The organism is Janthinobacterium rivuli, from assembly GCF_029690045.1.
Taxonomy (GTDB): Bacteria; Pseudomonadota; Gammaproteobacteria; order Burkholderiales; family Burkholderiaceae_D; genus Janthinobacterium; species Janthinobacterium rivuli.
Genome location: NZ_CP121464.1, coordinates 5,237,584 through 5,258,114 on the forward strand (window position 1 = coordinate 5,237,584; position 20,531 = coordinate 5,258,114).

The 20,531-nt window shown below is 62.6% G+C and carries 20 protein-coding genes; 17 read left to right on the forward strand and 3 right to left on the reverse strand.

Translation table 11 applies throughout. The annotated features are described in order from the left end of the window. Window positions 1-143 precede the first annotated feature (143 nt). Window positions 144-788: a transposase gene (locus tag P9875_RS23735; RefSeq protein WP_099403006.1), complete on the reverse strand. Its 645-nt coding sequence runs from the start codon at window positions 786-788 to the stop codon at window positions 144-146. A 70-nt stretch (window positions 789-858) separates the two neighbouring features. Then, complete coding sequence (greB, locus tag P9875_RS23740) at window positions 859-1,425, reverse strand: transcription elongation factor GreB (protein WP_278316775.1); 567 nt, start codon at window positions 1,423-1,425, stop codon at window positions 859-861. A gap of 115 nt (window positions 1,426-1,540) precedes the next feature. On the opposite strand from greB, the gene P9875_RS23745 reads away from it, so the two are divergent. The 12 genes from P9875_RS23745 to P9875_RS23800 all read left to right on the forward strand — a co-directional run bounded on the left by P9875_RS23745 (window position 1,541) and on the right by P9875_RS23800 (window position 14,415). Continuing rightward, complete coding sequence (locus P9875_RS23745; RefSeq protein WP_278316776.1) at window positions 1,541-2,131, forward strand: hypothetical protein; 591 nt, start codon at window positions 1,541-1,543, stop codon at window positions 2,129-2,131. After that, a complete protein-coding gene (locus tag P9875_RS23750; protein ID WP_278316777.1) occupies window positions 2,131-3,651 on the forward strand; it encodes a histidine kinase in 1,521 nt (506 codons plus the stop codon). Before P9875_RS23745 ends, P9875_RS23750 begins: the two co-directional genes overlap by 1 nt. Before the next feature lie 30 nt (window positions 3,652-3,681). Further along, a complete protein-coding gene (locus tag P9875_RS23755; RefSeq protein ID WP_034753998.1) occupies window positions 3,682-4,329 on the forward strand; it encodes a response regulator in 648 nt (215 codons plus the stop codon). Between the two features lie 198 nt (window positions 4,330-4,527). Then, complete coding sequence (locus P9875_RS23760) at window positions 4,528-6,099, forward strand: diguanylate cyclase (RefSeq protein WP_035821329.1); 1,572 nt, start codon at window positions 4,528-4,530, stop codon at window positions 6,097-6,099. A 339-nt stretch (window positions 6,100-6,438) separates the two neighbouring features. Then, window positions 6,439-7,950, forward strand: coding sequence for a flagellin (locus tag P9875_RS23765; protein WP_099403003.1), 1,512 nt, complete (start codon window positions 6,439-6,441; stop codon window positions 7,948-7,950). An 84-nt stretch (window positions 7,951-8,034) separates the two neighbouring features. Further along, window positions 8,035-8,406, forward strand: coding sequence for a flagellar protein FlaG (locus P9875_RS23770; RefSeq protein ID WP_099403002.1), 372 nt, complete (start codon window positions 8,035-8,037; stop codon window positions 8,404-8,406). Between the two features lie 229 nt (window positions 8,407-8,635). Further along, a complete protein-coding gene (gene fliD, locus P9875_RS23775; RefSeq protein ID WP_278316778.1) occupies window positions 8,636-11,317 on the forward strand; it encodes a flagellar filament capping protein FliD in 2,682 nt (893 codons plus the stop codon). Between the two features lie 22 nt (window positions 11,318-11,339). Beyond that, window positions 11,340-11,786: a flagellar export chaperone FliS gene (gene fliS / locus P9875_RS23780; RefSeq protein WP_278316779.1), complete on the forward strand. Its 447-nt coding sequence runs from the start codon at window positions 11,340-11,342 to the stop codon at window positions 11,784-11,786. 3 nt (window positions 11,787-11,789) lie between these two features. Next, window positions 11,790-12,116, forward strand: a complete 327-nt coding sequence (locus tag P9875_RS23785; RefSeq protein WP_035821340.1) for a flagellar protein FliT — start codon at window positions 11,790-11,792, stop codon at window positions 12,114-12,116. A 26-nt stretch (window positions 12,117-12,142) separates the two neighbouring features. Then, entirely contained in the window at window positions 12,143-13,324 is a 1,182-nt protein-coding gene (locus P9875_RS23790; protein WP_176390972.1) for a flagellar hook-length control protein FliK, read from the forward strand. After that, window positions 13,317-13,643, forward strand: a complete 327-nt coding sequence (locus tag P9875_RS23795) for an EscU/YscU/HrcU family type III secretion system export apparatus switch protein (RefSeq protein WP_035821344.1) — start codon at window positions 13,317-13,319, stop codon at window positions 13,641-13,643. The genes P9875_RS23790 and P9875_RS23795 overlap by 8 nt, the downstream gene beginning before the upstream one ends. 10 nt (window positions 13,644-13,653) lie before the next feature. After that, a complete protein-coding gene (locus tag P9875_RS23800) occupies window positions 13,654-14,415 on the forward strand; it encodes a flagellar brake protein (protein ID WP_278316780.1) in 762 nt (253 codons plus the stop codon). A 143-nt stretch (window positions 14,416-14,558) separates the two neighbouring features. On the opposite strand, the gene fliE is transcribed toward P9875_RS23800, so the two are convergent. After that, window positions 14,559-14,861 (reverse strand): flagellar hook-basal body complex protein FliE, encoded by a 303-nt coding sequence (gene fliE / locus P9875_RS23805; protein WP_243420430.1) that lies wholly within the window; start codon window positions 14,859-14,861, stop codon window positions 14,559-14,561. 327 nt (window positions 14,862-15,188) lie between these two features. On the opposite strand from fliE, the gene fliF reads away from it, so the two are divergent. The 5 genes from fliF to fliJ all read left to right on the forward strand — a co-directional run bounded on the left by fliF (window position 15,189) and on the right by fliJ (window position 20,519). Further along, window positions 15,189-16,904, forward strand: a complete 1,716-nt coding sequence (fliF, locus tag P9875_RS23810; protein ID WP_035821349.1) for a flagellar basal-body MS-ring/collar protein FliF — start codon at window positions 15,189-15,191, stop codon at window positions 16,902-16,904. Next, window positions 16,897-17,895 carry a flagellar motor switch protein FliG gene (gene fliG, locus P9875_RS23815; RefSeq protein ID WP_034754023.1) on the forward strand — a complete coding sequence of 333 codons (999 nt, stop codon included), beginning with the start codon at window positions 16,897-16,899 and terminating at the stop codon, window positions 17,893-17,895. The genes fliF and fliG overlap by 8 nt, the downstream gene beginning before the upstream one ends. Window positions 17,896-17,938: 43 nt before the next feature. After that, window positions 17,939-18,640: a flagellar assembly protein FliH gene (locus tag P9875_RS23820; protein WP_176390725.1), complete on the forward strand. Its 702-nt coding sequence runs from the start codon at window positions 17,939-17,941 to the stop codon at window positions 18,638-18,640. A gap of 89 nt (window positions 18,641-18,729) precedes the next feature. Continuing rightward, window positions 18,730-20,046 carry a flagellar protein export ATPase FliI gene (fliI, locus tag P9875_RS23825; RefSeq protein WP_278318868.1) on the forward strand — a complete coding sequence of 439 codons (1,317 nt, stop codon included), beginning with the start codon at window positions 18,730-18,732 and terminating at the stop codon, window positions 20,044-20,046. Window positions 20,047-20,078: 32 nt separating this feature from the next. Then, window positions 20,079-20,519, forward strand: coding sequence for a flagellar export protein FliJ (gene fliJ / locus P9875_RS23830; RefSeq protein ID WP_035821358.1), 441 nt, complete (start codon window positions 20,079-20,081; stop codon window positions 20,517-20,519). Window positions 20,520-20,531 lie beyond the last annotated feature (12 nt).

A 20,531-nucleotide genomic window follows, 5' to 3' on the forward strand; every position in this document is an offset into this window, starting at 1 on the left:
GGAATACGTCCCAATGGGGCGCATTCCAATCGCGAAGCGACTGACCCCGGCTCTCACGCTTTGCAGGTTCGAACGTAATTCATTTACGCAGCAAAAAACAGGGGTCAGACCCGCCGGGTCTGCCCCCTGATCTCCACTGCGGACTACCGGCGCATTTCCGCGACTCGCCGTAAAAACGCCTGATCGCCTACGGCAAATTCGGCATTGACTGCCTCTCGCAGTTGTCCAATGCAACGCTCGCCCAACTCATCCTGAAATAACGTTTGGTATTTCTCTTGCCGTTCAGACACGTCACGTCCAAGCGTCAAATACAAGGAGTGCGGAGACAGCAGATCATCATGTACGCCCTGCGCATTGCTCCGATAGCTGGACCAGCAATATTGCCCAGGCAATGCCACGATACCGGCCCTGACGGGATTGAGTTCGATATAGCGCTGGCAAATCAATAAATAACGTTCTTCTTGCACGAGACAAGACTTGTAGCGACCTTCCCACAAGCTGCCGGTGCGGCCATAACGCCAGTTGAAGTACTGGACATAACGCTGATTCAGCATTTTCATCAGCGACGACAGGAAAACTGTGCTTTGCGTGGAAAGCAAGAGATGCACATGATTGCTCATGACCACATAGGCATGCAACTGGCATGGCGCAAGCGCCAAACAACTGCGCAAATAATCCAGATAACGCTGCTTGTCCTGTCCATCAAGAAAGCAGGCTTGGCGATTTACGCCACGCTGCACCACATGCAAGGGAACGCCGGGCAAGGCGAGGCGGAGGCGGCGGGGCATGACAACTCCTGATAGCAACTAAAGAATCAGTGTGCCTGCGCGCGCCTCACCCACCCAGCGTCACCGCAAACTACCCCTCCCCCGGCGCCGGATACGTCACTTCCAGCAACTCCAGTTCCTGCTCGCCCTGCGGCGTGGTGAGGGTGATCACGTCGCCTTCGCGCGCCTTGGTGATGGTGCGGGCCATGGGCGAGACCCAGCTGATCTTGCCGTTCAGGGGATCGAACTCGTCGATGCCGACGATGGTGATGGTGTGCGTTTCGCCGTCGCTGGTGCGGTAAGTCACCGTGGCGCCGAAAAACACCTGATCGTTGCCATGGTGCACGCTGGGGTCGACGATGGCGGCCAGGTCCATGCGCTTGGTGAGGAAACGGATGCGGCGGTCGATTTCGCGCAGCCGGCGCTTGCCGTAGATATAGTCGCCATTTTCCGAACGGTCGCCATTCGACGCCGCCCAGTGGACGATGCGCACCACCTCCGGACGGTCGACGTCGATCAGCTGCAGCAGCTCTTCCTTGATGCGCTGGTAACCGGCCGGCGTGATGTAGTTCTTGGCGCCGGCGGGAATGGCCAGCGCCAGCGCGGCCGCTTCTTCATCGTCGTCGTTGTCGGATTCTTTTACAAAGGCTTTATTCATCTGCCTATTGTAGCCCCGCCAGGGAGCCACGGGCACACGCGATGCGGGGGCAAACGGGCTTTTTTGACGTATCATCGTGGCAATCGCGGCAAACCTGCGCCGCACACGGAGACGGATGAAAAAATTCTACAGAGTCAGGCGCTGGCTGTTTGCGCCGCTGGTCTACCTGGCCGCCATCTGCCTGCTGATCGAGGAATGGCTGTGGGCGACCGGCGCGCGCATCATGCAGGTGATCGCGCAATTTCCGCCCCTGCATGCGCTCGAAGCGTGGATCAAGCGCCTGCCGCCGTACTGGGCGCTGGCCATCTTCGTGCTGCCAGCCGTGCTGCTGTTCCCCGTCAAGCTGCTGGCCCTGCTGGCGATCGCGCGCGGCCATGCGTTTTCCGGCATCGGCGTGATCGTCATCGCCAAGCTGGGCGGCGCGGCCGCCGTCGCGCGCCTGTATTCGCTGACGCGCCCCACCCTATTGAGTTTGCCGTGGTTTGCGCGCTGGCATGGCCTGTTCATGGAAACCAAGGACCGCTGGATCGCCCGCCTGCGCGCCACGCACCCATGGCGCCGTGTCAGCCGCCTGTCGGCCGCGCTGGGCCGCGCCCGCCGCGCCTGGTGGCAGCGCCTGCGTACGCGCGCCGCCGCAGGGCGCCACAGTTCGCGCCCGGCCAGGGTGCTGCGCCGCTTCGCCGCCTTCTGGCGCGCGCGCCGCTGATGAAGAAAGCCAACGCCATGCACGACACTCCCCGGCTGGCGCCCGCCATGCGCGCGGCGACGCCGGAAATCTACCTGTTTGACGCGGCCAGCTTGCAATTGCTCGACGCCAACGATGCCGCCTGCGACAACTTGCAGTATGCGCGCAAGCAATTGCTGGCGATGACGCCCTTCACCCTGGCGCCGCAGCTCGATGCGCAGCAACTGGCCGCCGTGCTGGCGACCCTGGACGACAGCATCGGTGCGCAGGCCCTGCTGCACGTACAGCTGCGCCGCCGCGATGGCAGCCTGTATTCGCTCAGCCTGCACCTGTCGCGCGCCCACCGCCACGGCCGCGCCCTGCTGCTGGCCGAAGGCGAAGACTTGCGCACGCCGCAGGCGACGGCCGCCGCCCTGGCGCAGGTGCAGTCGCGCTTTAACGCCATCGTCTCGAATACGCCGGGCCTCGTGTACCAGTTCTGTCTGCATGCGGATGGGCGCGCCGCCTTCCCCTACCTGAGCGACGGCTGCCAGGCCCTGCTTGGCCTGGGACCGGCACAGCTGCACGCGCGCCCGGAACTGTTTTACCAGTTGATCCTGGCCGACGACCGCGCCTCGTATCTGGAATCGATGCAGGCGTCAAAAAGCGCCTTGTGGAGCTGGAACTGGGAGGGCCGCATCTGGATCGATGCCTGGAAGGACGTCAAATGGATCAACCTGCGCTCCACGCCGCGCGCGCTGGCCGACGGCACGGTGCAGTGGGAAGGCATCATGACGAATATCACGGAAAGCCGGCTCGAACAGATCGAAGTGCGCCAGTCGCGCGCCCGCCTGGCCGAGCTGACCGCGCACATCGACAAGGTCAAGGAACACGAACGCACGCGCCTGGCGCGCGAACTGCACGATGACCTGGGCGGCAACTTGACGGCCATCAAGATGGCGCTGGCCATGCTGGTGCGCCGTTTGCCGCCGGACGACCAGCAGTTGCAGGAAAAGGCCGATTATGTCGACGCCCTGGTCGACCGCAGCATCGACGCCGTGCACCGCATTTCGCTGGACTTGCGCCCCTCCATGCTGGACCTGGGCCTGGTTGCCGCGCTGGACTGGCAAGTCAAGGAATTCGCGCGCCAGGCCGGCATCGAATGCCAGTTCATTTCGAACCGCCAGCATATCGAACTGGAACTGGACCAGGCGACCAGCCTGTTCCGCATCGCCCAGGAGGCGCTGACGAATATCGCCAAGCATGCGCAGGCAAGCAAGGTCAGCGTGCGCCTGGCCCGGCAGCGCCAGCATATCAGCCTGTCGATCGCCGACAATGGCGTCGGCATGCGTCTGTCAGACCGCGCCAAACCGCAATCGTTCGGCATCCGCGGCATGGCCGAACGGGCCAGCGCGCTGGGCGGCACCCTGAGTCTGATGGACGGGCCTGGCGGCGGTACCATCCTGAGCATAAAAATCCGGCTGACCACGGCGCGAGAGGCGATAATAGCGGCTGCAGCCAGTGCGCCCGCGCACAGCGGGCCGTCGCCAGACACGGCCTAGTGGGTGAATTAGATAGGAAACAACGCAGTCATGAAAGAAAAAGCCACCATCCGGGTATTCATCGCCGACGATCATGCGATCGTGCGCGAGGGCTTGAAGCAAATCCTCGCCGACACGAAGGACATCATCGTGGCCGGCGAGGCCGAAAATGGCCACGACGCCATCAAGCTGTTCCGCGGCTCGAAATGCCAGGTGTTGCTGCTCGACATCTCCCTGCCCGACCGCAGCGGCATCGAGGTGCTCAAGCAGATCAAGAAGGAAAAGCCGGAACTGGCCGTGCTGATGCTCTCCATGCACCGCGAGGATCAGTACGCCATCCGTTCGCTCAAGGCGGGCGCGGCCGGCTACCTGACGAAACAGAGCGCGCCGCGCGAACTGGTCACAGCCATCCGCCAGGTGGCACAGGGCTTGAAATACATCAGCGCCTCGCTGGCGCAGGAACTGGCCAACACGGTGGGCGAAGACCACGAAACGGCCTTGCACGACACCCTGTCGGACCGCGAATACCAGACCCTGGTCATGATCGCCTCCGGCAAGGCCGTGGGCGCCATCGCCGAAGAGCTGAAATTGTCCGTGAAGACCGTCAGCGAATACCGCGCCCGCTTGCTGGTCAAGATGAAACTCAAGAACAGCGCCGAACTGACGCATTACGCCATCCGCAACCAGCTGGTGGATTGACGGCAAAGCGGCATGCACGCTGGCATCGGGCGAATTGACAGGACTTCTCCTTGCTTCTCGCACAATAAGTTCTTTGCCAACTCGCATATCATGAGGATAATGAGAAATATCTAAAAAGGCTGTGCCTACATGTCCAGTAAATTGCCAACTTCCCCAGCAAGCGCTCCCGCTGGCGCCACGAATACCGCCACCGCCGCGATGAACCCGGCCGATATCGCCCGCGAAGCGTTTCGCCGCCTGGCCACGCGCCGCATCGCCCCCACGCCAAGCGCCTACCGCGATATCTACAATGAAATCGCCGGCATCAGCGAACCGGCAGAGACGCCGGCTACGCCTGGCGCCGTGCTGGCCGCCAGCGCACCCACGGAGAGCGGCGCGGAGAATGTCCTGACGCAATTCGCCGCCAAGATGAGCGAATCGGCGGGCGAACTGGGCGACTTTGGCCGGCGTTTCCAGCGCGCCCTGAAAGCGCGCGACTGGGACAGCTATGCGCGCACCCTGGCGCAGCTGGCGGAAAAACAGGTCAAGAAAGGCGGCGGCATCGAATTGCCGCCCCTGCCGGACGGCGAACAGACGCGCACCCTGCGTGAATTGCTCAGCCGTACCCTGGGTTTTGCCGTCGCCACCTTGCTGACGGGCACGCCCGCGCTGGTGGAGGAAGCCGAATCGCTGGGCGCGGCCATCAAACTGGCCCACACGGAAGAAGCGCTGAACGAAGCGGCCCTGCGCCTGAAACAGCTGTGCTACCAGATCGAACTGAAAAGCGGCGACACGGCCGAGCAGCAGGAATTGCTGCTGCGCCTGTTCAAGTTGCTGCTCGATAACGTCAGCCAGTTGCTCGACGACGACAGCTGGCTGCGCGGCCAGGTCGATGCCGTGCAAAACCTGATCGCCGGCCCGCTCGACCAGCGCGCGCTGGAAGACGCCACGCGCAGCCTGAAGGAAGTCATCTACAAGCAGGGCCAGCTCAAGCACAGCCTGTCCGACGTCAAGCTGACGGTCAAGAACATGATGATGACCTTCATCGACCGCCTGGGACAAGTGGCGGCCAGCACGGGCGACTTCCATGAAAAGATCGGCGGCTATTCGGAAAAGATCAGCCAGGCGGAAAATATCAGCGAACTGAACAGCGTTCTCGACGAAGTCCTGCGCGAAACGCGCATGGTGCAGAACGAAGCCTTGCGCGCGCGCGACAAGATGGTGCTGGCGCGCCAGGAAGTGCAGGATGCGGAACAGCGCATCCACACGCTGGAAGCAAAGCTCCAGCATATGAGCGAGCTGGTGCGGGAAGACCAGCTGACGGGCAGCCTGAACCGGCGTGGCCTGGACGACGTGTTCGAGCGCGAGACGGCCCGCTCCGACCGCCGCGGCACGCCGCTGTGCATCGCCATGCTGGACCTCGACGATTTCAAGCGCCTGAACGACACCTACGGCCACCTGGCCGGCGATGCGGCGCTGAAACACCTGGTCAAAATCGTCAAGGAAACCCTGCGCTCGATGGACGTCATCGCCCGCTTCGGCGGCGAGGAGTTCCTCATCCTGCTGCCGGAAACGACGGTCGAGGCCGCCTCGTCGACGATGACGCGCTTGCAGCGCGAACTGACCCGGCATTTCTTCCTGCACGACAACGAAAAAGTCTTGATCACCTTTTCCGCCGGCGTGGCCCTGCGCCTGCCCAACGAAGACCAGGCCGAACTGGTCAAGCGCGCCGACCGCGCCATGTACCAGGCCAAGCAAACGGGCAAGAACCGCGTGGTGGTGGCGGACTGAACCCTGGCGCTTCGCCGCATGCCGTCCCGCCACCCGGCCGGACGGCATTTTTTATGGCAAAAACAATAACATCCTTCCCTCTCCGGCGCCCCGCCAACCTCCGCAACATATAAAAATAAAACTATTTTTGCCCTCAAGTTTCCTTAAATCCTGTCGTCTAGCGCGCTGCCAGCCACAAACTGAAGGGCTAAAAATTAAAATTTAAAGCACTTTTCGCCATAAATTTTCCCGCAGAGCAACCGTTACCCTAAACAACAGCGGCTTGATTGTCCCGGAACAGCGGGGCAGGCCAAAGTGACTAGCACATAGCGCAATGTAGTACCTGTTTGGAGAATTATCATGGCTGCAGTAATTAATACCAACATCTCGTCCCTGAATTCGCAACGCAATCTGTCGACCTCGCAGTCGGCCCTGAGCACCTCGCTGCAACGCCTGTCCTCCGGCATGCGCATCAACAGCGCCAAGGATGACGCCGCTGGTCTGGCAATTTCCGACCGTATGACGTCGCAAATCCGCGGCATGACCCAAGCCACCCGCAATGCAAACGACGGCGTCTCGCTGGCTCAAACGGCTGAAGGCGCGTTGGCAAGCTCGGGCGACATCCTGCAACGTATCCGCGAACTGGCAGTTCAATCGTCGAACGCCACCAACTCGTCGAGCGACCGTCAGGCGCTGCAAACCGAGGTAGGCCAGCTGGGTTCGGAACTGAACCGTATCGCCCAAACCACCTCGTTCAACGGCCAGGCGCTGCTGGACGGCACCATGGGTACGGCCAACTTCCAGGTCGGCGCAGATGCCAATCAGCTGATTTCCGCCAGCGGCGCGAACTTCCTGACCAACACCTACGGCAACAACCGTATCGCCAACGATGCATCGGCTGTCAAGAAAGATGCCGTCGGTAATGCAGTTGTCGGCAAGCTGACGATTTCCGGCTCCATTGGCACCACGACCGTCGACACGACGGCCGCCGTCGCCGAAACGGCACCAGGTGCAGGCGATGCCATCAAAGGCAGCACGGCCAAATCCGTCGCCGCCGACATCAACAGCCAAACGGCGAAAACGGGCGTGACGGCAACGGCACAAACGGACGTCAACCTGAACCTGGGCGCCGAATCGTATTCGTTCTCCATCGGCTCGGATAACGCCAAGGGCGTCACCGTATCGTTTGCCGTCAGCGGCACCGCATCGACCGCAGCCGACTATGCCGCAGGCATCAACGCCATCAATGCCCAAACGGCAAAGACCGGCGTGACCGCCCAGTACGACAGCGTCAACAAGGGCATGAAGCTGACGAATGCATCGGGCGAAAATATCGCTCTGACGCAAGGCACGACGGCCAACGTCAAGTTCGACGTGGACGGCTACAAGGCCGATGGCAAAGTACAAGCCGCAGCCACGTCGATCATCACCGCAGCCGATGCCGCCACGGTCAACGGCCGCGTGACCTTCGATTCGCAAAACAGCTTCTCGGTCACGGAAACCACCACGACCGGCCTGGCGATTGGTAAAGCAACGGCACAAGGTTCGACCCTGAACTCCGTGTCGACCCTGGACGTGACGACGTTTGACGGCGCGCAGCTGGCACTGAAAATTGCCGATGCTGCACTGGCAACGGTGAACGGCCAACGCGCCCAATACGGTGCTTTGCAATCGCGCTTCTCGTCGGCGATTTCCAACCTGCAATCGACCACGGAAAACCTGTCCGCATCGCGCAGCCGCATCGTCGATACCGACTTTGCATCGGAAACGGCCAACATGACCCGCGGCCAGATCCTGCAACAAGCTGGTACGGCCATGCTGGCGCAAGCGAACTCGCTGCCAAACGGCGTCCTGAGCCTGCTGCGCGGCTAATCTCCGATTAGTCAGGCAACAGCTTAGGACTCTGATTCCCCTGCCGGATTTTTTCGGCCGGGGAATTTTCACTAGGAGAGCACCATGACTATCGACACGATAGCGGCCGCCTCCGCGGCCAGGATAGACAAGAGTTACGGCACGACGGACGCGTCGCCGGCACGCCCGGCAACGCCACGCATGGCCTCGGAAAACGACACGGTTGCACCACAGCAAGCCAGCAAGGAGCCCAGCCGCGAGCAGCTGGACAAAGCCGTCTCGGAATTGAACCAGTCCTCGCAAATGAAGACGCAAGGCCTGGAATTTTCCATCGACGAAGACAGCCAGCGCACGGTGGTCAAAATCATCGACCAGGAAACCAAGGAAGTACTGCGCCAGATTCCTACCCGGGAAGCCCTGGAATTGTCCAAAACCTTCGATTCGGCCAAAGGTTCGCTGATCAGTCAAAGCGCATAGCGATGGCATGGCACACGGACATGCGACATCATGGCAATACGCATCGGCATGACCACGGGGTTCGGTAGCCTGGCTATCCGGCCCCGATTTTATTGCAATTAACGCAACACTCCCCTGCCCCTTTCCCGCTTTTTCGCTCCCGCTGAAAACAGCGCGGTAAATCCCCCTCTCAAGTCCTGATTGATTCTGCCGATAACAGCTTATATTAGCGTTTTCCTAGGAGTATTCAGTGGCCATCACACCTACACTTTCATCCATCGGCATCGGCGCCGGCGCCAGCGGCCTGGATGTGAATGCCATCATCGACAAGCTGATGACGGCCGAAGCCGCACCGCTGGGTACTTTTGACAAGAAAACGGCCTCCTACCAGGCCAAGCTCAGCGCGATGGGCACGCTCAGTGGCGCCGTCAGCACTTTCCAGAATTCGCTGTCGGCCCTGTCCAATACCAATAACTTCCGCGCCGTCAGCGCCACGCCCGCCGATCCACTGGTGCTGTCCGCCAGTGCCGGCGCCAAGGCCGTGGCTGGCAACTACAACATCAATGTCACGCAACTGGCCCAGTCGCAGACCCTGATGTCGGGCGGCATGGCCAACAAGCTGTCGACCATCGGGCTGGGCAGCAAGACAACGATTTCCTTCCAGTTGGGCTCGCTCACCGGCGGCACCTTCGGTTTGAACGGCACCGCCCTGGGCGCCACCACGGCGCAAACCGGCATCAGCAACGGCTCGCTGATCCTCAACGGCACCGCCATCCCCACCGATGCCAGCACCAAGAGCGCGCGCGCCCTGGCCGACGCCATCAACGCCAAGAGCAGCACCACGGGCGTGACCGCCACGGCGCAGCCGACATCGAGCAGCGCCACCATGTTCGCCGGCTTCGGCAGCGTCGAAACGGGCGCGGATGGCACCTATTCGCTGTCGGTGGGCGGCGTCGAGATCGTTACCCAGGGCAACGGCGTGGCCGCCAACGGCGGCATCACGGCCGCCTCGCTCGACACGACGCTCGAAGGTCCGAATGCCGTCTCGAATGCGCTGGCCGCGGCCAACATCACCGTCACCGGCAAGGCCGCCGACGGCACCCTGAAATTTACGCGCGCCGACGGTTCCAACCTGAACATCGAAGAAGTGGTGACGGGTTCGGTCAAGGGCGGCATCGGCCACGCCTCGAACGCGGTCAATGACGGCTCGAACGTGACGCTGACCAGTACCATCAACCTGGCCTCGAGCAATGCCAGCCCGATCACCATCGCCGGCAGCAATCCGGCCGCCGCCGGACTGACGGCAGGCTCCGGTGGCGCCTACATGAACACCAATTTTACCCAGGACGGCACGCAGGCGACGGGCACGGTGGTGATCGACGCCACCAATAACACCCTGCAAGGCATCCGCGACGCCATCAATAACGCGGGCCTGGGCGTGACGGCCAGCATCGTTTCGGACGGCACGGACAAGCCGTTCCATCTGGTCCTGAGCTCATCGAAGACGGGCGCCAACTCATCGATGAAAATCTCGCTGAGCGGCAGCGACGGCCTGCCGCCGGACAGCGCCCTGAACGACTTGCTGTCCTACGATGCGAGCGGCACGCAAAACCTGAAACAGAACAGCGCCGCGCAAAACACGAATTTCAGCGTCAACGGCATCGCCATCACCAGCGCGTCGAACAGCGTCGATACGGCCATCGAAGGCGTGACCCTGGGCATTGCCAAGGTCGGCAGCACCAGCTTGTCGGTGCAGAAAGATACTTCCACCGTCAAGACCAGCATCAATGCCTTCGTCAAGGCGTATAACGACCTGAACACGGCGATGGCCAAGATGACGGCCTATGATCCGGAAACCAAGAAGGGCGGCGTCCTGCTGGGCGACTCGACCGCGCAATCGATCCAGAGCCAGTTGCGCAAACAGCTGGGCGCACCGATTACCGGCTTGAACAGCAGTTTGAGCACCTTGAGCCAGGTCGGCATTTCCTTTCAGAAAGATGGCAGCCTGACCCTGGATTCCAGCAAGCTCGACAAGGCCATCAGCGCCAACTTCACGGACATCGCCGGCCTGTTTTCCGCGCTCGGCAAGGCCACGGACAGCAACGTCGCCTTTACCAGCTCGACCGCCGCAACCAAGCCCGGCAGCTATGAACTGACGATCACCACGATGGCCAGCCAGGGCTCGATCACCTCGGCCGCCGTGCTGCCGGCCACCACTACGATAGGCAGCGACACCACGTGGAGCATCACGCTGAACGACACCGAGCCCAGCGCTGCCAAGAATACGGCCCAGGTCGTCATTCCTGCCGGGACGTACACGCCGGCCCAGATGGCGTCCATCATCCAGTCATCGGTCAACGGCGTGAAGGCCTTTTCCGACAACGGCGCCACCGTATCGGCTTCCATCGACGGTACGGGCAAACTGGTACTGGCGTCGAGCCGCTATGGTTCCGTCTCGAATATCGCCATCAGCAGCGGCACCGGCACGGCGCCAACCGATCTGTTCGGCGCAGCCGCCCCCGTCAAGGGTGCGGACGTGGCCGGCACCCTGGGTGGACAACCGGTGATCGGCTCGGGCCAGACCCTGACGGGCGCCGCCGGCTCCCCGGCCGATGGCCTGAAGATTGAAGTCACGGGCGGCACCACCGGTTCGCGCGGCACCGTCAGTTTCTCGCAAGGCTATGCCTACCAGCTGAATAACCTGGCCACGTCCTTCCTCGGCACCGACGGCATGATCACCAACCGTTCCAAGGGCCTCAACGAAACCATCAAGAGCATCGCGACGCAGCGCGACAAGTTCAGTGACAAACTGAACGACATCGAAACGCGCTACCGCGCCCAGTATTCGCGCCTCGACGTGACGCTGAGCAGATTGACGTCCACGCAAAGCTATTTGACCCAGCAACTGGCAGCCATCGCCGCCAACCGTTAAGCCCAATCATCAGGAGAATTAAATGTTTGGAACCCAACAACGCGGCGTCAACGCCTATGCCAAGGTCGGCCTGGAAACGGGCATCGGCGCGGCATCGCCGCACAAGCTGATCGTGATGCTGTACGACGGCGCCCTGGTGGCCGTGCTCAGCGCGCAGATGCACATGAAATCGGGCAATGTGCCGGAAAAAGGCAAGTCCATCTCGAAAGCCATCCAGATCATCGACAATGGCTTGCGCGCCAGCCTGGACAAGGAAGCGGGCGGCCAGATCGCCGAAGGCCTCGACGCCCTGTATGAATACATGAGCGCGCGCCTGCTGGCGGCCAACATCCGCAACGATCTGGCCATGCTGGAGGAAGTGCAGCGCCTGCTCACCGACTTGCGCGAAACCTGGAACGCCATCGGCGCCACCCCCGCCGCCATGCCTGGCGCCGACCTGAAACGTATGCCCAGCCTTGCGAGCGCCTGACCCATGATGACCAATCAAGAAGTCCTGACCACCTACGAAGCCATGCAGACCCTGACGGGCCAGATGGTCACCGCCGCCACCAACGCCGACTGGGATGCGCTGGAAGCGCTGGAACAGCGCATCAGTGCGCATGTGGCCGCGCTGAAGGCGAATGAAGAAAAAGTCGTGCTGGAAAGCGCCGGCCGCCAACGCAAAGTCGCCCTGATCAAGCAGATCCTGGAAGACGACCGCAAGATCCGCGATCTGACCATGCCGTGGATGGCGCAATTGTCCAAGCTGATCAGCAGCACCGGCACTGAGCGGCGCCTGGCCAACGCCTACGGCGCGTAAGCGCCCACGGGGCAAGGTCCGCTATCATGTTGCCGAAGATGGATGCGATCGGCATGACGCCCCTGACCCCGGTCAAGCCCACGCGGGCGGCCGACGCCGTCGCCGATCCGCGCCAGGCCGAGTTCCAGCGCTCGCTGCAGGGGCTGATCGGCAAATCCATGCAGGGCCAGGTGCTGGCCCGCATGGGCGACGGCAGCTTCCTCGTGCGCGTGGCCGGCACGCCGGCCCGCATGCAGCTGCCCGCCGGCGCCCAGCCAGGCACGGAAATCCCGCTGACCTTGATCGGCATCAATCCCCGTCCCTCTTTTCAAATCGGCAATAGCCGCGACCAGCCCGCCAGTGCCCTGCTGACGTATGCGGACGCGGAAGCCGAGCCCGAGGCAGCCGAAGCACGTGGCCCCCAGGCTGGCGCCGCCCAAGCGGGCACGCGCGCCAGCAACACGGCCGCCACCCTGCTCAGCCGCGCGCCCCTGACACCGGCCAATCTGCTGCCCGCCCTGGCAAGCGACACGCCCGCGCCCGAGCTGAGCACCACCGCGCGCGCCATCAGCAGCGTACTCAGCCAGGCGGAAAGCGTGCCCGGCGCGCCCCTGTCCCTGGTCGGCAAGGCGCCGCTGATGGCCACACCCGGCGCCGCCCCGGCCCAGGTAGCGCAGAATCTGCGCGATGCCGTCGGCAGCAGCGGCTTGTTCTATGAATCGCATGTGGCCGAATGGGCCGAAGGCAAGCGGCCGCTCGCGTCGCTGCTGCTGGAGCCGCAAATGCAGAAGGCGGCCCAGGGTGAGACGACCAGAACAGGGACCGACCTGGCTTCGGCGCAACTGATCAATTTGCAGCTGCATACGCACGAACAGGCGCGCGTGCAGTGGCAGGGCGAAGCGTGGCCCGGCCAGAAAATGCAGTGGGATATCAGCCGCGATGCGCCGGAAGGCCAGCAGCACGCTGGCACGGAGGCCGACGAGGAAGCGACGGCCTGGCGCAGCAATGTGCGCTTCCAGTTTCCCCTGCTGGGCGACCTGGCCGCGCACGTGGTCTTGCAGGGCGGCAGAGTGGCCATCCAGCTGCAGGCGGGCAGCGAAGGCAGCGCTGGCACCTTGCGCCAGCATGCGGCGACGCTGGAAGCGTCGCTGGACGCGGCCGGCTGGCCCTTGTCGTCGTTGACGATCGCCGGCAAGCCCGAGGCGGCCACTGGAGAAGATGATGCTTGACGACACCAAACGCAAGGTGCCGCAGACGGCCGTCGCGCTGGCCTACCAGAGCGGCACGCCGGCGCCCAAGGTGGTGGCCAAGGGCAGCGGCCTGATCGCGGACCAGATCATCAGCACGGCGCGCGAGCACGGCGTCTTCGTACATGAATCGAAGGAATTGGTGGCGCTGCTGATGGATGTCGACCTGGACCGCCAGATTCCGCCCGGCCTGTATCGGGCGATTGCGGAACTGCTGGCCTGGTTATATCATATTGAATCTGCGAATGGCGGGCCGATCCCGCCGCCGCCCGACACCAGCGTCAACCTCACCGATACATAGACAGGCATCAATGCAAGCACATATTATGGATTCCGGCCTCGAAAACTGGCATGATTTTGAAGTGGAATCGCGGCGGGAAATCATCGCCTTGCTGCGCAGTATCAGCGAAAAGAACCAGCTGATCCGCATGCTGATCCACGGTGAATCCGATGTGTGCGTCACTTCCATCCTGGAAGTCGATGCCGAGCACGATAGCGTCATCCTCGACCGTTCCGTGAACGCCGACCAGAACCGGCGCATGCTGGCCGCCAAGGGCATTTCGTTTGAAACCTCGCTCGACAAGATCCGCATCCTGTTTGCCAGCGCCCAGGTGGAAGAGTGCCATTACGGCGGCACGCCCGCCTTGAAAATTGCCATTCCAGAAACGCTGATCCGCTTGCAGCGGCGCGAGTATTACCGCATGACGACACCGGTGAGCAATCCCGTGCGCGTCTCGATCCCCCTGCCGCCTTCGCTGGGCGGCGCCGATACCCTGTTCCCGCTGGCCGACATCAGCTGCGGCGGCATCGCCATCCTCGACAATAAACTGATGCTGGGCGAGACCATCGGCAGGGACTATCCCGGCTGCCGCATCGACTTGCCCGACGTCGGCATCGTCACGGCGACTTTGCAAATTCGCAATTCGCTGGACATGACCTTGCTGAACAACAAGCTGAACCGCCGCCTCGGCTGCCAGTTCGTCGACCTGCCGCGCAGCATGCTGGCGCACGTGCAGCGCTATATTACGCGTCTTGAACGCGAGCGCAACGCCCGCATGGCTGGGTTAGGTTAACACCTTACAAACCTACTGCGCGTCGCCATTTGCGGCCTGCGATGCTCACTGTACTAGAGTACAGTTCCGCTTCTCGGCCACAACTGGCTTCCGCTCGCTACGGTTTGTAAGGCGTTCGTGACGTACCAATACACTTATCTGTATCAAACCTGCATATTCATGATCTCATGATATGCCGAGACTAACTTATTGCGCACCTGCACCGTCGCCTGGAATTCGATGCTCGACTTTTGCATCGATACCATCACATCCGACAGGCTGACCTTTTCATCGCCCATGGTAAAGCGCTGGCCCATTGCCGACGAGGCCTTTTGCGCGCCGCTCACGGAATCGAGCGCGCTCTTGAAGGCATCGGCAAAATTCACCTTCGCTGCCGGCATCTCGGTCTGGATCGCCGGTATTTTCGCCTCCGGCCGCGTGGCCGCCGACTTCAGTTGCGCGATCATCGCCTCGATCCTGCTGCTATCGATACCGCCTGTCTTCACTTTGCCTCCCGATTCTGGTCTGCTTCATATCTGTTCCATGCCTGTTGCACCCAGAGAACAAAACCCTGGCTTGCAAGGCAACGACGGGTACAATAACTTCCGTCACATGTTGCCAGGGTTCCACAATACCAGCGTCAACGCCAGCCGCTCGGCCGAGCAGGCGGCAAAAGCGCCTTCTATTTGGACGATTGAAGCGCGTGACAGTGGCGGATAATTCTGCATATCGCCCCTCCTCCCGAGGAAGCGGCCCCCGCTCATTACCAAACATACGCGCCCTGGAAGGCAATCATGGCTGTAGCCGAAGAAATCGATGTGAACCGCATACCCCCGGAACCGGCGCCTGCCCGCTCGCCCGTGGAGTCCGTGCAAGCCTTCGCCAAGACGCCGATGGGCAAGAATTTCCTGCGCGGCCTGGGCGTGGCGGCACTGGTCGCCATCGGCGTGGCCCTGTACATGTGGAACCAGCCGCCCGAATACAAAGTCCTGTTCTCGAACTACACGGACCGCGATGGCGGCGCCATCACCGCCTCGCTGGACCAGCTGGGCATCAAGCACAAGTTTTCCGAAGGCGGCGGCGCCATTCTCGTGCCATCCGAACAAGTCCATGACGCGCGCCTGAAACTGGCCGCGCAAGGCTTGCCCAAGGGCGGCAACGTGGGCTTCGAGCTGATGGAAAACCAGAAGCTGGGCGTGTCGCAATTTTTGGAACAGGTCAATTTCCAGCGCGCACTCGAAGGCGAACTGGCCAAATCGATCGAATCGGTGTCCGCCGTCGACACGGCGCGCGTCCACCTGGCGCTGCCCAAACCATCCGTCTTCGTGCGCGAACAGCAAAAACCGACGGCGTCCGTGCTGCTGAACCTGCATCCTGGCCGCGGCCTCGATCAGTTGCAGGTGAGCGCCATCGTGCATCTGGTGGCGTCCAGCGTGCCGGAGTTGCTGCCAATCAATGTCACCGTGGTCGACCAGGCCGGCACCCTGCTGTCGAACCAGGAAAAGGACAAGGACCGCGCCAACGGCATCAAGAGCCTGGACCCGAACCAGCTGAAGTACGTGCAGCAGTTGCAGCAAAGCGTGATCAAGCAGGTCGAATCGATCTTGCTGCCCATCGTCGGCGAAGGCAATGTGCGCGCCGAAGCGACGGCCGATGTTGATTTTTCGCAAAGCGAGCAGGCGGCCGAAACCTACAAGCCCAATTCGCCGCCGGAAGCGTCGACCATCCGCAGCCAGCAAACGAGCGAATCGACGGGCGCCGGCAATGCCAACCCATCCGGCGTGCCGGGCGCGCTGTCGAACCAGCCGCCAGGCGTGGCGACGGCGCCGTTGACGGCCGAAGCGCCTGGCGCACCTGGCGGCGCGCCGACGGCGCCGACACAGAAGGAATCGACGACGAATTATGAAGTCGACAAGACCGTGCGCTACGAGCAGAAATCCATGGGCGGCCTGCGCCGCCTGTCGGTGGCCGTCGTCGTCAACTATCGCCGTACTTTCGACAAGGATGGCAAGGTCACGGTCAAGCCAATTTCCCCTGCCGAAATGGTCCAGATCAATAATCTGGTCAAGGAAGCGATGGGCTACAACAAGGAGCGCGGCGACAGCTTCAGCGTGGCCAACTCGCCCTTCGACGGCATCGACCGCGCGCCGGAAGGCAAGCTGGAGTGGTGGCGCGACCCGGCCAACTTGCCGCTGGCCAAGGAACTGGCGAAATTCCTCATCACGGCCCTGATCCTGCTGTATATCTTCATCAAGATCGTGCGCCCGATGCTGCGCCCCGTGATGCGCAAGATCGACGATTTCGGCGCCCCGCCGCCCGTCATCGAACCGGAACTGGCCAAGACGGACGAAGAAAACGAAGTCCTGCTCAGCGAAGCGGAGCTGGAAGAACTGGAAGAAGATACGGCGCGCGGTTATCGCGAAAACCTGGCGATGGCCAGAAAACTGGCGCAGGAAGACCCGCGCGTGGTGGCCAACGTAATCAAAGCATGGATAGGCAATAATGACTGAGACAACGGGACTGCAAAAGGCATCGATCCTGATGCTGGCACTGGGCGAGAGCGAAGCGGCCGAGGTCATGAAATTCCTCGGCCCGCGCGAAGTGCTGAAACTGGGCGCCGCCATGGCCACCATGAAGGGCATCGCGCACGAGCAGGTGGTCGAGGTGCTCGGCGACTTCCGCGCGCAGACGGAACTCAATTCCACCGTCGGCCTCGATTCGGACGAATACATCCGCCAAGTGCTCACCAAGGCGCTGGGCGACGACAAGGCGTCCGTGCTGCTGTCGCGCATCCTGGGCGGCAAGGATGCGTCCGGCATCGAATCGCTGAAGTGGATGGATTCGCAATCCGTGTCCGAGCTGATCCGCAACGAACACCCGCAGATCATCGCCACCATCCTGGTCCACCTGGAACGCGACCAGGCCTGCGAAATCCTCGGCCATTTCACGGACCGCCTGCGCAACGACGTGGTCTTGCGCATCGCCACCCTGGACGGCGTGCAGCCGGCCGCCTTACGCGAACTCAACGACGTGCTGACGAAACTGCTGTCGGGTAACGAAAACATCAAGAAATCGTCGCTGGGCGGCGTGCGCGCCGCGGCCGAGATCCTGAACTTCATGAGCGGCGAGCAAGAAGGCTCCGTCATGGACAATATCAAGAACTACGACAATGACATGGCGCAAAAGATCATGGACGAAATGTTCGTGTTCGACAACGTGATCGATATCGACGACCGCGGCATCCAGTTGCTGCTGCGCGAAGTGCAGTCGGAAATGCTGATCATCGCCCTGAAAGGCGCCTCGCAGGAGCTGCGCGACAAGATCTTCAAGAACATGTCGCAGCGCGCCGGCGAGATGATGCGCGAAGACCTGGAATCGAAAGGCCCCGTGCGCCTGTCGGAAGTGGAATCGCAGCAGAAACAGATCCTGCAGATCGTGCGCCGCCTGGCGGACGAGGGGCAGATTGTCCTAGGCGGAAAAGGCGAGGATTCGTTTGTCTAACTTGATTCCCAAAGAGCAGCAAACCGCCTACCAGCGCTGGGAAATGACCTCGTTTGGCGACGAGCGTCCCAGCGTGGTGGCGGCGCGCAAGCTGCTGGAACCGGATCCCGAACCGGAATTCGATCCATTTGCCGAGCTGCACGAGGAAGAGCCGGCCCCGCCGCTCGAATATCCGACGCAGGAAGAGCTCGACGCCATCCGCGAAGAAGCGCGCGCCACGGCCTTCGACGAAGGCCGCGCGGCCGGCTATGCGGAAGGCCACGCGGCCGGGCATGCCGACGGCCATGCCGAGTCGTATGCGCAAGGCAAGGCGGCGTCCGCCGTGGAACTGGCGCATCTGCAAACCATCGCCGTCGACTTCGGCACGGCCGTGCAGCAGGCCGACGAGCTGATCGCCAACGACGTGATGGAACTGGCCCTGCAACTGGCCAAGGGCATGCTCAAGACGGCCTTGCCCGTGCGCCCCGAATTGATGCTGCCGATGGTGCGCGAAGCCATCGAATACTTGCCCGTGCTGCAACAACCTGCCTTGTTGATGCTCAACCCGGAAGACGCGCAAGTGGTACGCGACGGCATCGGCGATGAGCTCGACAAAGGTGGCTGGCGCGTCATCGAAGACCCCAGCGTGGAACGCGGCGGTTGCAAGATCGACACGGCCAGCAACCAGATCGACGCGCAGACGTCCACCCGCTGGCACCGCCTGACGCATGCGCTGGGCAAAGACCTGGACTGGCTGGCGCCGTGAGCGAGCCCGTCAAAGGCCCGACTGCCCATGCGGCGCGCTGGCGCGCCTACCTGAGCGACTGTACGGCCGTGGTCGGCTTTGTGGAACCGATGCAGATTTCAGGCCGCGTCACGCGCGTGGCCGGCCTGGTGATGGAAGCGGTGGGCCTGCGCCTGGCCGTCGGCGCCGCCTGCACCGTGCCGCTGCCCAATGGCGGCCGGGTCGAAGCGGAAGTGGTCGGTTTTGAAGGCGAGCGCCTGTTCTTGATGCCGCAAAGCGATGTCGAGGGCATCGTGCCCGGCACGCGCGTGTTTTCCGTCGAACCGGCCATTCCCCGCCCCGGCAGCGTGGCGCACCCGCGCCGCCGCCCCAGCGACCGCGCGCGCCACCTGCCCGTGGGGCCGCAACTGCTGGGCCGCGTGCTCGACGGCGCGGGCCGCCCGCTCGACCAGTTAGGTCCGCTGCACACGACCGATAGCGCCCCCATCAACGTGCGCCCCGCCAATCCGCTGGGCCGCGCCCCCATCGTCGACACGCTCGACGTGGGCGTGCGCTCGATCAACGCCATGCTGACCGTGGGCCGTGGCCAGCGCATGGGCCTGTTCGCCGGTTCCGGCGTCGGTAAAAGCGTGCTGCTGGGCATGATGGCCCGCTACACGGAAGCGGACGTGATCGTCGTCGGCCTGATCGGCGAACGGGGACGCGAAGTAAAAGAATTCATCGAGCAGATTCTCGGCGCCGAAGGCCTGGCCCGTTCCGTCGTCGTGGCCGCGCCGGCCGACACGCCGCCGCTGATGCGCCTGCAGGGCGCCGCGTATGCGACGGCGATTGCCGAACACTTCCGCGACCAGGGGCAAAACGTGCTGCTGATCATGGATTCGCTGACCCGCTACGCCATGGCGCAGCGCGAAATCGCCCTGGCCATCGGCGAGCCACCGGCCACCAAGGGCTATCCGCCGTCCGTCTTCGCCAAGCTGCCCGTGCTGGTGGAGCGGGCCGGCAATGGCGAGGAAGGCGGCGGCTCGATCACGGCCTTCTACACCGTGCTGACCGAGGGCGACGACCAGCAGGATCCGATCGCCGACTCGGCGCGCGCGATTCTCGATGGCCACATCGTGCTGAACCGCCGCCTGGCCGAAGCGGGACACTATCCCGCCATCGACATCGAGCAATCGATTTCGCGCGCCGCCCACTCGATCACCACGCATGAGCACCAGCAGCAGGCGCGCAAGCTGAAACAGCTGTATTCGCGCTATGAACGCAGCCGCGACCTGATCAGCGTGGGCGCCTACAGCGCCGGCACCGACCCCGTGCTGGACCAGGCCATTGCCCTGCATGAAAAGATCGAGGCGTTTTTACAACAGCAAATCACGGAGCGGGTCAGCATGGACGAGAGCTTGGGGCAACTTACCGCTCTATTCGACTGATTAGGGCTTGCATAGCGGGAATATAATCAGCCATGGCCTCTCCTTCCCAACTTGCAACCCTGATCGACCTTGCCCAGCGCGAAACGGATGACTGCGCCAAGCGCCTGGGTGCGGCCCTGAAAGCGCTCGACGATTGCCGCCAGAAGCTCGACATGCTGTCCGGCTACCGCGACGATTACGCCAAGCGCTTCGAGGCAAGCATGAGCAGCGGCATCACGCCCATGGCTTACCGCAACTTCCAGGCCTTCATGGTCAAGCTCGACAGCGCCATCCTGGGCCAGCAGCAAGTGGTCGAGCATGCGCAAGCGCGCAGCGACAATGAAAAGATGCGCTGGCAGCTGGCCGAACGCAAGCGCATGTCCTACACCACCCTGAACAACCGGGCGCAGGAACAGGCGCTGAAGCTGGAAAACAAGCGCGACCAGAAAGCAATGGATGAGCACGCGGCGCGACAAGCCTATTACAAACGCTAAGCAACACTGAGG

What these genes read in the sequence shown, in the direction of transcription:
- P9875_RS23790 (WP_176390972.1), top strand. Translation starts at nt 12,143, where the DNA reads ATGTTGCCGAAGATGGATGCGATCGGCATGACGCCCCTGACCCCGGTC.
- P9875_RS23770 (WP_099403002.1), top strand. Translation starts at nt 8,035, where the DNA reads ATGACTATCGACACGATAGCGGCCGCCTCCGCGGCCAGGATAGACAAG.
- greB (WP_278316775.1), bottom strand. Translation starts at nt 1,425, where the DNA reads ATGAATAAAGCCTTTGTAAAAGAATCCGACAACGACGACGATGAAGAA.
- fliI (WP_278318868.1), top strand. Translation starts at nt 18,730, where the DNA reads ATGCAGATTTCAGGCCGCGTCACGCGCGTGGCCGGCCTGGTGATGGAA.
- fliJ (WP_035821358.1), top strand. Translation starts at nt 20,079, where the DNA reads ATGGCCTCTCCTTCCCAACTTGCAACCCTGATCGACCTTGCCCAGCGC.
- fliG (WP_034754023.1), top strand. Translation starts at nt 16,897, where the DNA reads ATGACTGAGACAACGGGACTGCAAAAGGCATCGATCCTGATGCTGGCA.
- P9875_RS23760 (WP_035821329.1), top strand. Translation starts at nt 4,528, where the DNA reads ATGAACCCGGCCGATATCGCCCGCGAAGCGTTTCGCCGCCTGGCCACG.
- P9875_RS23765 (WP_099403003.1), top strand. Translation starts at nt 6,439, where the DNA reads ATGGCTGCAGTAATTAATACCAACATCTCGTCCCTGAATTCGCAACGC.
- fliF (WP_035821349.1), top strand. Translation starts at nt 15,189, where the DNA reads ATGGCTGTAGCCGAAGAAATCGATGTGAACCGCATACCCCCGGAACCG.
- P9875_RS23755 (WP_034753998.1), top strand. Translation starts at nt 3,682, where the DNA reads ATGAAAGAAAAAGCCACCATCCGGGTATTCATCGCCGACGATCATGCG.
- P9875_RS23750 (WP_278316777.1), top strand. Translation starts at nt 2,131, where the DNA reads ATGAAGAAAGCCAACGCCATGCACGACACTCCCCGGCTGGCGCCCGCC.
- fliS (WP_278316779.1), top strand. Translation starts at nt 11,340, where the DNA reads ATGTTTGGAACCCAACAACGCGGCGTCAACGCCTATGCCAAGGTCGGC.
- fliE (WP_243420430.1), bottom strand. Translation starts at nt 14,861, where the DNA reads ATGATCGCGCAACTGAAGTCGGCGGCCACGCGGCCGGAGGCGAAAATA.
- P9875_RS23735 (WP_099403006.1), bottom strand. Translation starts at nt 788, where the DNA reads ATGCCCCGCCGCCTCCGCCTCGCCTTGCCCGGCGTTCCCTTGCATGTG.
- P9875_RS23795 (WP_035821344.1), top strand. Translation starts at nt 13,317, where the DNA reads ATGCTTGACGACACCAAACGCAAGGTGCCGCAGACGGCCGTCGCGCTG.
- P9875_RS23820 (WP_176390725.1), top strand. Translation starts at nt 17,939, where the DNA reads ATGACCTCGTTTGGCGACGAGCGTCCCAGCGTGGTGGCGGCGCGCAAG.
- P9875_RS23800 (WP_278316780.1), top strand. Translation starts at nt 13,654, where the DNA reads ATGCAAGCACATATTATGGATTCCGGCCTCGAAAACTGGCATGATTTT.
- P9875_RS23745 (WP_278316776.1), top strand. Translation starts at nt 1,541, where the DNA reads ATGAAAAAATTCTACAGAGTCAGGCGCTGGCTGTTTGCGCCGCTGGTC.
- P9875_RS23785 (WP_035821340.1), top strand. Translation starts at nt 11,790, where the DNA reads ATGATGACCAATCAAGAAGTCCTGACCACCTACGAAGCCATGCAGACC.